The following is a 13,111-nucleotide window of genomic DNA, read 5'->3' on the forward strand; positions in this document are numbered from 1 at the left end:
GGAGGCCGGTGAAGGTCCGGGCGGACAAGGCGTACTACTCCGCGGAGCACCTCCGCTGGCTCCGCAGCCGGAACCTCATCGCGCGGATCGCCCGTCCCGGTATCGAGTCCGGCGAGCAGCTCGGTCGGCACCGCTGGAAGATCGAGCGGTCGATCTCCTGGCTCTTCGGCTACCGCCGACTCACCGTCCGGTACGAACGAAAGGGCAGCCACTTCCTTGCCTTCCTCGGCCTCGCCGCAGCCCTGACCTGCTACAAAAGACTTGCGAAAGTCACCACGTGAGACGTCCTCTTAAACCTTTCACTGTCCTGATCGGCCCCAACGGCAGTGGAAAATCTACTCTTTTCGACGTATTCGCGTTTATGGAGACATCGTTTACGGTCGGAATCCGCGCCGCTTGGGACAGGCGGGGTGGGTTGGCGCAGCTCCGCTCGCGAGGCGCCGCAGGGCCCATTGCGATTCAAATCTCTTACCGTCAGGAACCTAAGGAGAACCTGCTTACCTACCGCCTGGAGATCACTGAGGAGCGCGGTCGCCCGGTGGTGAGCAGAGAATGGCTTCGATGGACTTCAGGCCGCGCCCAGGGGCGCCCGCGGCATATTCTTGATTTTCAACATGGATCCGGTTATGTGGTGGACGAGGCCACTGGCAAGAAATATCCGGAGGCCCTCGACGGGCCGGATAGGCTGGCCGTCAACGCGTTGGGACAATTCAAGTCTCATCCGCGAGTCGCAGCTCTCCGGCGGTTCATCTCCGGTTGGTACCTCTCTTATCTCTCAGTGGCAGAGGAGCGGAAGTCACCCACGGCTGGACCGCAAGAGCGTCTTTCGCAGTCCGGTGATAACATCAGTAATGTTCTTCAGTACCTGAAGGAGAATTACCCTCAGCGACTTGAGTCGGTAATAGAGTCCTTGCAAGATGCGGTTCCGACGCTTGAGCGAGTGGATTACTCCACTTCGCCGGACGGCCGTCTCGTGCTGTTCATTAAGGATGCCCCATTTTCTGATTCAGTTCTTGCCAGTAACGCATCGGATGGCACGCTGAAGCTTCTATCTTATCTAACCCTTCTTTATGATCCGGATCCTGCTCCGTTTATTGGGATTGAAGAACCGGAGAACCATCTCTACAACTCGGTCCTCCCCGGCCTGGCTCAGCAGTGCCGGCAGGCTAGTGAGAAATCCCAAGTGCTGGTGACTACTCACTCCCATGAATTTGTCAACGCTTGCCGCCCTGATGAGGTGATTGCGCTCTATCGGGGCGACGACGGTTACACGAGGGTGATTCGTCCGAGCGTCATCCCGTTGGTCAACGACATGCTTGATCATGGGGCGCTGTTGGGTACTCTGTGGCAGGAGAACTATTTCGGTGATCTCCCGATTCCCAGGACTCCGACGGTAGAGGCCGGCGCGAACGGATGACTCGGAAAATTGTCCGCCGAGCAGGCGGAGGACGCACCACTGTTTCCTTGGAATTCTTGGTCGAGGAAGAATCTGCGGCGGAAGCGCTGAAGCCACTTCTTGCGAGGATCTTCAAAGGTAAACGCGTTCGAACTGCGATTCGCCAGTTTCAGGGTAAACCGGATCTTTTGAAAAAACTTCCTCAGCGGCTTCAGGGGTATGCCGCCGCGCGTGAGCGCGGTGAGGATATTCGTGTTGTGGTTCTGATAGATCTAGACATGGATGACCGCGTTGCCCTGAAGCGGAAGTTGGATGCGGCGGCCGAAGGGGCTGGACTGATCACCCGTGCCAAAGGCGGAGCGAATGGCACCTTTCATGTGCTGAATAGGATTGCGATTCGAGAACTGGAGAGCTGGTACTTCGGGGACTGGGCGGCGGTTCGAACGGCCTTCCCTAAAGTGGTGCAAGATGTTCCTCGAGCGTATAGAGTAAATCCTGACTCGATCTCCGGTAAATGTTCGGATGCCTTCGAAAAGATTTTGAGATCGAATGGCGTAAGGATGTCTTCCAAGCCGGAGTGGGGGCGAAGGATCGGGCCCCACTTGAGCCTGCTGGAAAATTCGTCGCCAAGTTTTAATTCATTTGTTTCCGGGGTTCGAGAAATTGTCGGAGAGGCATAGGTCGGCCTTCCGGTAGGAGGTGCGATTTGCGGCGGTGACCTGACGTCGCACACCTCGCGTGCCCCGCATACTCATCCCGGATCTGAGTACGGTCGCGCTGCCGCGCCCCGCCCGGCCCGCGCGACCGTACACCCATGGGATCAAGTGTTCGTGAACGGGCCGGGGCGACGCCCGTCACCCGGGACCGCTACGTCGACCTCCTGCGGGTCGCCTCGCTCGGCGCGGTCGTGCTCGGCCACTGGCTGATGGCCGCCGTCACCCCGGACGGGGTGGGCAATCTGCTCGCCGTCGTTCCGGCGCTCCAGCCGCTGACCTGGCTGCTCCAGGTCATGCCGGTGTTCTTCTTCGTCGGCGGCTTCTCCCACGCGCTGTCCTACCGCTCCCTTCTCCGCAAGCGCCCCGAAGGGTCCGAGGACTCCGTCTACGCGGCCTTCCTGCGCGCCCGCCTCCAGCGGCTGCTGCGCCCGACCACGGTCTTCGTCCTGGTGTGGGGTGCGGCGGCGCTCCTGGTCCAACTCCTCGGCGGGGGCGGCGGACTGACCGGCGTCACCCTGCGCATGGTGACCCAGCCGCTCTGGTTCATCGGGATCTACCTGGCGATGGTCGCGTTCACCCCGCCGCTGCTGAAGCTGCACGAGCGGTACGGCTGGGGGGCCTTCGTCGGACTGGCCGGGGCGGCGCTCGCGGTGGACGTGCTGCGCTTCGCGGCCGGAGTCCCGTACGTCGAGTTCCTGAACTTCGCGTTCGTCTGGCTGGCCGTCCACCAGCTCGGCTTCCTGCGCGCCGACGGTCACCTCGGCCTCCGCCGCCCCGCGCTCCTCGCCGGTGGCGGCCTGGTCACCGCCGGCGCGCTGGTGGCGTTCGGGCCGTACCCGCTGTCCATGGTCGGGATGCCCGGCGAGAAGGTCAGCAACATGGCCCCGCCCACCCTCGCCCTGCTCTGCCACGGCCTCTGGCTCGTCGGCGCGGTCGAACTCCTCCGCGCCCCGGCCGCCCGCCTGCTGGAGCGCCCCCGGGTCTGGCGCACGGTGGTGGCGGCCAACGGGGTGGCGATGACCGCGTTCCTCTGGCACCTCACGGCGATGTTCGGGGTGTACGGGGCGCTGCTCGTCCTCGACGTCGAGCTGCCCGAGCCGGCGTCGGCCGCCTGGTGGGCCCAGGTCCCGCTGCGGCTCGCCCTCGCGGCGGCCCTCACCGCCGGGCTCGTCGCCGCCTTCCGCGCCTTCGAACGCCCGGTCTCCGGGACGCCAGGAGCCACCGGGGCCTCGGGAGCCGGCCCCCTCGCCGCCCTCGGCGCGACGCTCTGCCTGCTCGGCGTGCTGGGCCTGTCGATGGTCGGCTTCGGCGGCCTGCTGGACGGCCGTACCGCCCTGCTGATCGCGATCCCCGTCAGCGCCCCGGCCGCCGTCGCGATGACCCTGGGCGGCTGGCTGCTGGTGGAGCGGGCGGGGCGGGGGCCGGGGCGCGGAGGGCTTCAGCGGCCGTAGTGGTACCGGCAGGCGGCGATACGGACCTCGTCGGCGGTCACCTTGTAGATGAGCCGGTGCTCGTCGGTGATGCGCCGGAACCAGTAGCCCTGGAAGCCGTGCTTCAGGGGTTCGGCGTGCCTGCCCCGCCGCTCTCCAGGCGGTCGATCGAGGCCAGCAGGCGGCGAGCGTTCTCCGAACTCCGGAGCTGGTAAGCGGTCTCCTTGAGGGACTCGTACTCGTCGAGTGCCACGATCACCACCGGCTCCTGGCCGACCCGCGTGACCACGACCTCCGCTCGGTCGTCCACGACCGCGCTCGGGGTCTCGGCGTACTTCGCCCGAAACTCGGTAAAGGTCATCGTGCGCATGATCGCCTCCCAGCTTCCTTGCCGGTGTACATCATCCAGTACGTACGGGAAGCGGTGCAGCTCTCCGGGAGGGGGGCGGCGGGGGAAGGCGAGCCACCACGCCCCCGTCCTACACCGGCCGCGGCGTCTCGCAGTCATGGAGCTTCGCCGAGCGCTCGGCGAAGCGCTGGAGGGCAGCCCGCAGCCCCCGGTGGTCCACGACCGGCGCCGCGAACTTCCGGTCGTTCTCGTCGCGGAGGGTGTCCACCTCGAACAGGGCGGTCCCGCCCGCGCCGGGACATCGGGCGGCCAGCGCGTAGGTGCCGGTCGGCGCGTCCGGGCCCGTGCGGGCGGCGGCGTCGCTGTCCAGCCATGTGTCCAGCCGGAAGCGGGCATCCCGGGCGGACGGCCCGTAATACGCGGTGAAGCCGTACAGAAACGCGCCGCGCAGACCGCCCAGGACGCAGTTCTCCAAAGGCGCCGGGGCCGCCGTGATCTCCTGCACCGTGCGCACGCCCCACCGGGCGGCCGTCTTCCCGTCCAGCAGGCCCGCGCAGCTCCCCGTGGCCGCGGCGACGGGTTTGTAGTCCCTGCTCTCCGTCGTGACGCCGACCTGCTTCACCCGACCGCCGACCGGAGCCGCACATCCGGTGCGCCGGGTGTACGCCGTCGCCGTCTCCGTGAGGACGGCGACGAGCCGCTCCCGGGCCACCGGGTCGTCGAAACCGCCCCGGCCGAGGTCGGCCTCCGCCGTCATCAGCTGCCCGTGACCGGACTCCTTGCCACAGCTCAGCAGCAGGACGGCCCGCGCCTCGTCCGGGTCCTCGTCGTCCGGGTCGAACCGGAAGGAACCGGTCCAGCCGTGCCCCAGGGGCGCGTCGAACCCGCCGGAGTCCTCGATACCGCTCAGCCGGTCCGTGCTCCGGGCCCACAGCACCAGACCGGCGTCCGTGTCGTCGTCGGCCGCGCTCACCGTGCAGCTCCAACGATCGGCCCCGCCGCCCGACGCGGTCAGGCGGACGCCGTCGAACAGCTCCCGCACCGCCCCGGCCGCCAGATCGCCCTCGCAGGCCGAGTCCAGCGCCCGGTCGTCGCGCCAGGCGTCGTAGCCGCCCGAGACCCAGAAGACACCTCCCGCCAGCACCGCCGCGGTTACGGTCCAGGCCGCCGTGCGGCGTACCCACCGCCTGCGCCAGAAGCGGACGTCGCTCACTTCCACACCTTCCCGAGGACCTTCGCCGCACGGCAGTCGGACGAGACCAGATACGCATCGAGGATCCGGTCGGCACGGTCGGCCGCGAGGGAAGCCGTGGCCGTGTCCACCGTCACCCGGCTCAGTGTCCGGTGCCCCGAGCATGAGGCGTCGGCCCAGACGGCCAGCCGGTGCCGCTTCCGGCCGGTCTCCGCCTCCGGTTCCCGGGACAGAGCCGCCAGTTCGGCTCCGTACGCCGTGCGCGCCTCGGGCAGCAACGGGCCCCGCCAGCTCACCGAGGTCACCACAGCGGTCTGGTCCTCCCGGGCGGGCGCCTTCGTACGCCGGAGCATCATGGAGCAGGCGTCCGAGTCGTCGCCCGTGACGCCGTCGTTGTCCGGCTCGCCGCGCCCCCACTCCCTTCCGCCGAGCAACTCCGGCAGGAACCAGCGGCAGGCCTGCGGAACCTCCTCGGAGTCCTCGGAGTTCTCCGCCTCGGGCCTCGGCAGCGGCCGTACGTCCGAGGGCTCCACCGCCGTACCTCCGCAGCGGCCCCGGTCACGTACGTGGTTGGCGACGGCGGCCACCGCGTCGCCCAGCTCCTTCGCCGCCCCCGCGACCTCCGACCCGTCGGCGTACAGCGAGGCGTGGACGCGGAAGCGCGTCAGCGGCCGGGGGTAGCCGGGCAGACCGGCCGGGCAGGCGGCGGTGACCTGGGTGGTGGCGGTCCGGTACGCGGTGGCCCAGTCGGGCTCCTTCGCGGCCGCCGTGGAGAGGACGTCCCGGAGCCGCACGCCGGACAGCGGAACGTCCAGCACCGGCACCGCCGCGAGATCCAACGTCCCGTCCTCGCCCCACTCCAGCGAGCACCTCAGCAGCGTGCGCGGTCCGCGCCCGGACGGCCCGGTCAGGTCCAGGTCGTCGCGCAGCTCCCAGGTCTCGTCCCCGGGCAGCAGACCGCGCACCGCCTCGCGCGGCAGAACACCACCGCAGGCCGTTTCCAGGACCTCGGCGTTATGGGCGTCGCGCCGCTCGGACCGGACGAGGAGGAAGCCGGCCAGCAGCACCGCGGCGAGCACCACCGCGGTCGCTTTCGGCAGCACCCGGTGACCGATGAACCGTTCCCACGCCGTTGCCGCCATGTCGCCCCCCGGCCCTTGATCAGTGGGCGCACGGTATCGCACGCCCCCGGCCCTACGGCGGGCATGGACACGGAGCGGGCGGTCAGCCGAGCTTCAAGGTCCTCTTCGCCAGTTCGAACGCCGGAAGCATCGCCATGTGCTCCTCGGAGTCCATCCCGCCCAGGTGCACCACGACCGGGCCGTCGGGCGTCGCGACGGCGAAGGCGCGCTCCTTCTTCGGCTCGTCCAGCAGTTCGCTGTGGCCGGTGTATCCGACCTCGGCGGCCGCGAGCGCACCGGCCGTCACCTGCGTGTAGACAGCCTCGCTCACGGTCTCGCTCGCGTTCGGGGAATCCGCCACGAACGCCTTCAGAACGGCGCGCGGGTCGTCCTCGGACGGCTCGCCCTGCCACACCCGGAGGAAGCCGATGTTCCCCGCCGGCTTGGCGTCGATCTCGCAGACCACCTTCACCGTGCCCTGCTCGGCGAGGTCGGCCAGTGCCTCGGCCAGCTCGGGGTCCAGGTCGGCGCCCAGGTCCGTCGAGGTTCCCCGCGGCTTCCAGTGCGCGGCGATGTCGAAGGTCACCGGCAGTTCGCACGCCGAACCCGCGCCTCCGACCCGGCCGCCCTTCTCCGCCGCCTTCGTGGCGTCGGCCCCGGTCTTGTCGTTCCCGGTCCTGTCGGTCCCGGCCGTGCCCGCCCCGGCCGTGCCCGCCCCGGCCGTGCCCGCCCCGGCCGTGCCCGCCCCGGTCTTCTCCGCCCCGACCTCGGCCGCCGCCTTCGCGGGTGCGCTGCTCGCCGCCGGTCCGCCCGGGCTCCCGTCGCCCGCCCCGTTCGACGACGAACAGCCGGCCAGCGTCACCGCCGCCAGGACCGCCGGTATCAGACCCCGTACCGTTCCACGCGCCCTCGTCATGGAATCCCCACCCCGCATCTCTTCCGCACCGCCCCGACCGGGGCTGCTCCCCATGATCGATCGCGGCACGTTATCGCGCTCCGCGCGGCGACTACTCTGGTACGTCGAGCGGTCCTCACCGCAGGGACCCCCGGGACAGGAGTGAAATGGCCGTCAATCTGGTCAATGTCGAGCAGGTCAGCAAGGTGTACGGCACCCGTGCCCTGCTCGACGGCGTATCCCTCGGGGTCTCCGAGGGCGACCGGATCGGTGTCGTGGGCCGCAACGGCGACGGCAAGACCACCCTCATCCGGATGCTCGCCAAGCTGGAGGACGCGGACACCGGCCGCGTCACCCACAACGGCGGGCTGCGACTCGGCGTCCTCACCCAGCACGACTCCCTGGACCCGGAGAAGACCATCCGCCAGGAGGTCATCGGCGATCTCGCCGACCACGAGTGGGCGGGCAGCGCCAAGATCCGCGACGTGCTCACCGGGCTCTTCGGCGGCCTCGCCCTCCCCGGCTTCGAGCACGGGCTCGACACGGTCATCGCCCCGCTCTCCGGCGGCGAGCGCCGCCGGATCGCGCTGGCCAAGCTCCTCATCGACGAGCAGGACCTGATCGTCCTCGACGAGCCCACCAACCACCTCGACGTCGAGGGCATCTCCTGGCTGGCCGGCCATCTGCGGACCCGGCGCTCCGCCCTCGTCTGCGTCACCCACGACCGGTGGTTCCTCGACCAGGTCTGCACCCGCATGTGGGACGTCCAGCGCGGCACCGTCCACGAGTACGAGGGCGGCTACAGCGACTACGTCTTCGCCCGCGCCGAGCGGGAGCGCATCGCCGCCACCGAGGAGTCCAAGCGGCAGAACCTCATGCGCAAGGAGCTGGCCTGGCTGCGCCGCGGCGCCCCCGCCCGTACCTCCAAGCCGCGCTACCGCATCGAGGCCGCCAACGAACTCATCGCCGACGTGCCGCCGCCGCGCGACACCAGCGAGCTGATGAAGTTCGCCAACGCCCGCCTCGGCAAGACCGTCTTCGACCTGGAGGACGTGACCGTCCAGGCCGGCCCCAAGACCCTCCTCACCCACCTCACCTGGCAGCTCGGCCCCGGCGACCGCATCGGCCTGGTCGGCGTCAACGGCGCGGGCAAGACCTCGCTGCTGCGCGCGCTCGCCCAGGCCGCCCGCACCCAGGGCGACGAGCAGCCCGCCGCCGGGAAGGTCGTCGTCGGCAAGACCGTCAAGCTCGCCTACCTCTCCCAGGAGGTCACCGAGCTCAACCCGAACCTCCGGGTCCTGGAGGCCGTCCAGCAGGTGCGCGACCGGGTCGACCTCGGCAAGGGCCGCGAGATGACCGCAGGTCAGCTCTGCGAGCAGTTCGGCTTCACCAAGGAGAAGCAGTGGACGCCCGTCGGCGACCTCTCCGGCGGTGAGCGCCGCCGGCTCCAGATCCTGCGGCTGCTGATGGACGAGCCCAACGTCCTCTTCCTCGACGAGCCCACCAACGACCTCGACATCGAGACCCTGACGCAGCTGGAGGACCTCCTCGACAGCTGGCCCGGCTCGATGATCGTGATCTCCCACGACCGGTTCTTCATCGAGCGGACCACCGACCGGGTCATGGCGCTCCTCGGCGACCGCGCCCTGCGCATGCTGCCGCGCGGGATCGACGAGTACCTGGAGCGCCGGCAGCGGATGGAAGAGGAGTCCACCCCCTCCGCCGCCGCTCCCCGTACGTCCACCGCGGCCGCCGCGGCCCCGGCCGTCTCGGCGCAGGAGGCCCGCGCCGCGAAGAAGGAGCTCCAGAAGGTCGAACGGCAGCTCGACAAGCTGTCCACCCGGGAGACCGCGCTGCACAAGCAGATCGCCGACAACGCCACCGACTTCGAGAAGGTCGCGGGGCTCGACGCCGAACTGCGTGAACTCGTCACCGAGCGGGACGAGTTGGAGATGCGCTGGCTGGAACTGGCCGAGGACGCCTGACGGACGGCGATCCGGCAGGTGGTAGAACGGGACGGCAGGGACCGTACGTTCGAGGGGGACCACGCCGATGTCGCAGCCGCCGCAGGGCGGGCCGGGGGAGCAGGAGGGCTTCGGCGCTCCGTACGAACCGCGGCCCGGCGCGTACGGGAACCCCGTGCCGCCCCAGCACCAGCCGCAGCCCCAGCCCGGCCCGTACGGTCAGCCGCCCACGGCGCCGTACGGCTACCCGCAGCCGCAGCCGCAGCCGCAGCCCCAGCCCCAGCCCGGTCCGTACGGCCCGCCGCCCACCGTGTCGTACGGCCACCCGGAGCCCCGGCCCTCGCCCCCGGGCGGGCGCTCGCGGGGGCGCGTCGCGGGTCTCGTCGCCGCCGTGCTCGCCGGGGTCCTCGTCATCGGGACCGGTGTCTGGTTCGCGGCGGGCGGCGATGACGGCGCCGACGACGGGAAGCCCCTCGCGAAGGAGAGCGCCGCCCCGAAGCGGCCCGGCGCCGAGCCGGGCCCGAAGACGACGCCCGCCCCGGGGGCCGCGGAGATCAACAAGGGCCGCAAGGAGGGCGAGGCGAAGGTCCGCTGGGTCCAGCGGAACGGCGTGGACCTGCCGGGGGGCGGCGCCTCCGCCCTCGGCCCCTGGGTCGTCGGCGATGTCGTGGCCAAGGCCATGTACCGCACGGCGTCCGGCTACTCCCTCGACGACGGCGCGCGGAAGTGGAGCCTGCGGCTGCCCTCCGACGTCTGCGCGGCGCCCACCCGGCCGACCGCGGACGGGAAGATCGTCATCGGGCTCCTGACCGACACCTCCACGGAGAACCCGGTCTGCGACAAGCTCCAGATGATCGATCTGGCCACCGGCGAGGCGGGCTGGTCCGCGACCTTCGAACGCGCGCCGACGCAGGACGGGCTCGCCAACATCGTCATGGCGATCAGCGGCGACGTCCTGACGATCGGGCGCGTCGGCCGAACCGATGCCTACCGGGTCAGTGACGGCAAGCACCTGTGGGACAGGCTGCCCGGCCCCTGCCAGTCGTACGGTCTCGCCGGCGGAGCCGTCCTGCTCGCCGCTGTCAGCTGCCGCGACCAGCCGGCCGGTGAGTCCGGGTCCGAGTCCGGGTCCGAGTCCGGGTCCGAATCCGGCGATGTCATCGAGGAAGTGCGGCGCGTCGACCCGTCCACCGGCCGGACCCTGTGGACGTACGAGGCCGAGAAGGGCTGGCTGATCGACGAAGTCCACTCCGTCGACCCACCGGTGATCTCGCTCCGCAAGGGCGGGGCGGTGGAGGGCGAGTGGGCGATCACGGTCCTGAACGCCGACGGAACCTTCCGCTCCCGGCCCGCCGCCGGCGACGACGTCCCCGAGGCCCGGTGCACCGGCATGCGGCGGAACGTGGGCGCGAACCTCGACACCTGCGTCGGAGTGACCGCCGACGCCGACACGCTCTACGCCGCCACGAAGCACCGGTTCGCGGACGGGGTGCTGACCAACGACGTCGTCGCCTTCGACATGAGCACCGGCAGGAAGAAGTGGAAGGTCCCCGCACCCGCCGGCCAGACCCTGATGCCGCTGCGCGTCGAAGGCGGCAAGGCGCTGGTCTACCTCGGCCCGCCCGGCGCGAAGAGCGGGACCAAGGGCGTCGGCGGCGGCATCGTGGCGCTCGGGCCGGACGGCGGCGCACCGCGGCAGGTCCTGCGCCATCCGGCGTCGGCCGCGGAGACCGAGCGCACCTTCACTGATCCGCTCGTCCTCTACACCGGCGGCCGCTCGCTGCTCATGCTCCCGTACGTCTCCGGGGCCACCGACGAGGAGGAGATGGAGCTGCCGGCGATGATCGCCTTCGGTGACTGACCATCACCTCCCGCCGGGCGTAACGGAGGCATCACAAGGCGGTTCTCCCTTGGGAACAGGGGTTGGCCCGAACCGATGCCTGGTGGCGGGCGGGTGGTACAAAGAAGCCCCGCCCGACTGTCGTAACACCGCGGAAGCCATGCCCGATTCGCTCCTTTCCGAGGGGAATTGACCCTCTTGGGAATGCGGGGGAGACCGATTCGCGCACCGGGCCGCACGAAGGGGGACGTGCTGATATGAGCCAGCCGCCCAGCCAGCAACCGCCGCAGGGAGGCTTCGGGGCTCCGCAGGAGCCGCCGAACGGAGCTCCTCAGCAGCCCCAGGACCAGCCGAACCCGGCGAAGCCGCCGCAGACGCCGCCGGGCCAGCCGCCCCAGGGGCCGCCCCCCGCGCAGCCGCCCGGGCCCCCGGCCGGCCCGCCGCAGACGCCCCCGCCGGGCGCCCCGGCGTACGGCTATCCGCAGCAGCAGCCCCAGGCCGGGCCCGGCTACGGCTATCCGCAGCAGCCCGGCCAGGCCCCCGGACCGTACGGTCAGCAGGCCCCCGGACCGTACGGCCAGCAGCCCGGCCCCTACGGTCAGCAGGCCCCGGGCCCGTACGGTCAGCAGGCTCCCGGCCCGTACGGTCAGCAGCCCCAGCCCGGCTACGGCTACCCGACGCAGCAGCACCCCGGCATCCCCGCCCCCGGCGGACCGGGCTCCGGCCCCGGCGGGTTCCTCAAGAACAAGACCGGCATCGTGGTCGCGGCGGCGCTCGCCGTGGTCCTGGTCGCCGGGGCGGGCACCTGGTTCCTCGTGAGCGACGGCGGGGACGACCCCAAGAAGCCGGTCGCCGGCACGAGCACCGACCCCAAGCCCCCCAGCGAGTCGCCGACGGTCGACGAGGGCGACGGCAGCGGCGACGGCCGCGAGGAGAACGACGACCTCAACGCCGGGCGCAAGCCGGGCGAGGCCAAGGTCGCCTGGCTCCAGAAGAACGACGTCGACCTGCCGCGCAACGGCGCGTCCGTCGAAGGCCCCTGGTTCACCGGCGACCTGGTCGCCAAGGCCATGTACCGCGGTGTCTCCGGCTACTCCGTCGCCGACGGCAAGCAGAAGTGGACCCTGGCGCTCCCCGCCGACGTGTGCGCCGCGCCCAACACCGCGACCGCCGACGGCAAGCTCGTCATCGGCGTGAAGGACGGCACCACCGACCGGGCCAAGTGCTCCGTCCTCCAGATGATCGACCTCAACACCGGCAAGGCCGGCTGGAAGAAGACGATCAAGAAGAACGGCACCTGGGACTTCCTGTCGGACATCGGTCTGGCGATCAGCGGAGACACCGTCACGGTCGGGCGCACGGGCAACTCCAACGCCTACCGCGTCAGCGACGGCAAGGAGCTGTTCGGCAACCCCGAGGGCAACTGCAAGCCCTTCGCCTTCGCCGGCGGCGCGAAGCTGATCGCCGCCGCCAGCTGCCGCACCGACGACGCCAAGAACCCGCAGCACCAGGTCCAGGAGCTGGACCCGGTCACCGGCAAGGCCAAGTGGACGTACCAGCCCGCGCGCGGCTGGGAGGTCAGCAAGGTCTACTCGGTCAGCCCGCTCGTCGTCAGGTTCGACAACGAGGCGAAGAAGCAGTACGGCATCGCGGCGCTCACCGAGAGCGGCAAGCTCCGCTCGCAGCTCGCACCCGCGAAGGGCGACAAGCTCACCGCCGACTGCGGGGGCAGGTTCGCGGTCTTCGGCACGAACCTCGAAGGGTGCAGCGGCGTCGCCGCCGACGCCAACACCTTCTACATCGCGACCGAGGACGACAGCAGCGGGACCTCGCGGACCAACAAGGTCATCGCGTTCAACCTGAACACCGGGAAGCCCAAGTGGGAGGCGCCCGCCCCGGCCGAGCGCGTTCTGAAGCCGCTGGGCATGGAGGGCGGCGACGTGCTGCTCTACATGCGGCCGAAGTACGACACCGCCGGCGCACTCGTGACCCTGCCGCCGACCGGCGGCACTCCCAAGACGCTGCTCCAGCACCCGGCGTCGGCCGGCCGTATCGAGAACGGCTTCTTCTCGTCCAAGGTCCTCTACCAGGACGGCCGCTCCTACATCTTCAGCAAGCGTGTGAGCGCGAGCAACGACGAGGAAGAGCTGGAGCAGTCGACGATGCTGGTGTTCACCAAGTGACGGTCCGCCACGGCATCCGGCCGCC

Annotated in this window: 12 protein-coding genes; 7 read left to right on the forward strand and 5 right to left on the reverse strand. The window is 70.2% G+C overall.

Annotated elements, in window-relative coordinates; genetic code table 11:
* The 4 genes from D581_RS0134575 to D581_RS0134585 form a co-directional block, all read left to right on the forward strand.
* Positions 1-281, forward strand: a 281-nt coding sequence (locus D581_RS0134575; RefSeq protein ID WP_018961695.1) for a transposase, incomplete at its 5' end; no start/stop codon positions are given.
* Positions 278-1,417 carry an AAA family ATPase gene (locus tag D581_RS01000000138160; protein ID WP_486585916.1) on the forward strand — a complete coding sequence of 380 codons (1,140 nt, stop codon included), beginning with the start codon at positions 278-280 and terminating at the stop codon, positions 1,415-1,417. The genes D581_RS0134575 and D581_RS01000000138160, both read left to right, overlap by 4 nt.
* A 47-nt stretch (positions 1,418-1,464) precedes the next feature.
* The gene (locus D581_RS1000000140380; RefSeq protein ID WP_158688663.1) at positions 1,465-2,076 is read left to right on the forward strand and encodes a DUF4276 family protein; all 612 of its coding nucleotides are present in this window, start codon (positions 1,465-1,467) and stop codon (positions 2,074-2,076) included.
* A 134-nt stretch (positions 2,077-2,210) separates the two neighbouring features.
* Positions 2,211-3,563: an acyltransferase family protein gene (locus D581_RS0134585; protein WP_018961697.1), complete on the forward strand. Its 1,353-nt coding sequence runs from the start codon at positions 2,211-2,213 to the stop codon at positions 3,561-3,563.
* On the opposite strand, the gene D581_RS1000000140385 is transcribed toward D581_RS0134585, so the two are convergent.
* The 5 genes from D581_RS1000000140385 to D581_RS0134605 all read right to left on the reverse strand — a co-directional run bounded on the left by D581_RS1000000140385 (position 3,551) and on the right by D581_RS0134605 (position 7,120).
* Positions 3,551-3,670 carry a type II toxin-antitoxin system YoeB family toxin gene (locus tag D581_RS1000000140385; protein ID WP_486585917.1) on the reverse strand — a complete coding sequence of 40 codons (120 nt, stop codon included), beginning with the start codon at positions 3,668-3,670 and terminating at the stop codon, positions 3,551-3,553. The two genes, D581_RS0134585 and D581_RS1000000140385, sit on opposite strands and share 13 nt — an antisense overlap.
* Positions 3,667-3,912, reverse strand: coding sequence for a type II toxin-antitoxin system Phd/YefM family antitoxin (locus D581_RS0134590; RefSeq protein ID WP_018961698.1), 246 nt, complete (start codon positions 3,910-3,912; stop codon positions 3,667-3,669). The genes D581_RS1000000140385 and D581_RS0134590 overlap by 4 nt, the downstream gene beginning before the upstream one ends.
* A 109-nt stretch (positions 3,913-4,021) precedes the next feature.
* Positions 4,022-5,104, reverse strand: coding sequence for a hypothetical protein (locus tag D581_RS0134595; RefSeq protein ID WP_018961699.1), 1,083 nt, complete (start codon positions 5,102-5,104; stop codon positions 4,022-4,024).
* A complete protein-coding gene (locus D581_RS0134600) occupies positions 5,101-6,225 on the reverse strand; it encodes a hypothetical protein (protein WP_018961700.1) in 1,125 nt (374 codons plus the stop codon). The genes D581_RS0134595 and D581_RS0134600 overlap by 4 nt, the downstream gene beginning before the upstream one ends.
* 82 nt (positions 6,226-6,307) lie before the next feature.
* On the reverse strand, positions 6,308-7,120 hold the full coding sequence (locus tag D581_RS0134605; RefSeq protein ID WP_018961701.1) for a lipoprotein: 813 nt from the start codon (positions 7,118-7,120) through the stop codon (positions 6,308-6,310).
* A 146-nt stretch (positions 7,121-7,266) separates the two neighbouring features.
* Between D581_RS0134605 and D581_RS0134610 the strand changes: the two genes are divergently transcribed.
* From D581_RS0134610 to D581_RS0134620, 3 genes are all read left to right on the forward strand, one after another.
* Positions 7,267-9,084: an ABC-F family ATP-binding cassette domain-containing protein gene (locus tag D581_RS0134610; protein ID WP_018961702.1), complete on the forward strand. Its 1,818-nt coding sequence runs from the start codon at positions 7,267-7,269 to the stop codon at positions 9,082-9,084.
* A 67-nt stretch (positions 9,085-9,151) separates the two neighbouring features.
* Positions 9,152-10,924: an outer membrane protein assembly factor BamB family protein gene (locus D581_RS0134615; RefSeq protein ID WP_018961703.1), complete on the forward strand. Its 1,773-nt coding sequence runs from the start codon at positions 9,152-9,154 to the stop codon at positions 10,922-10,924.
* A 236-nt stretch (positions 10,925-11,160) separates the two neighbouring features.
* On the forward strand, positions 11,161-13,086 hold the full coding sequence (locus D581_RS0134620) for an outer membrane protein assembly factor BamB family protein (protein ID WP_018961704.1): 1,926 nt from the start codon (positions 11,161-11,163) through the stop codon (positions 13,084-13,086).
* Positions 13,087-13,111 lie beyond the last annotated feature (25 nt).

This window comes from Streptomyces sp. CNB091 (genome assembly GCF_000377965.1).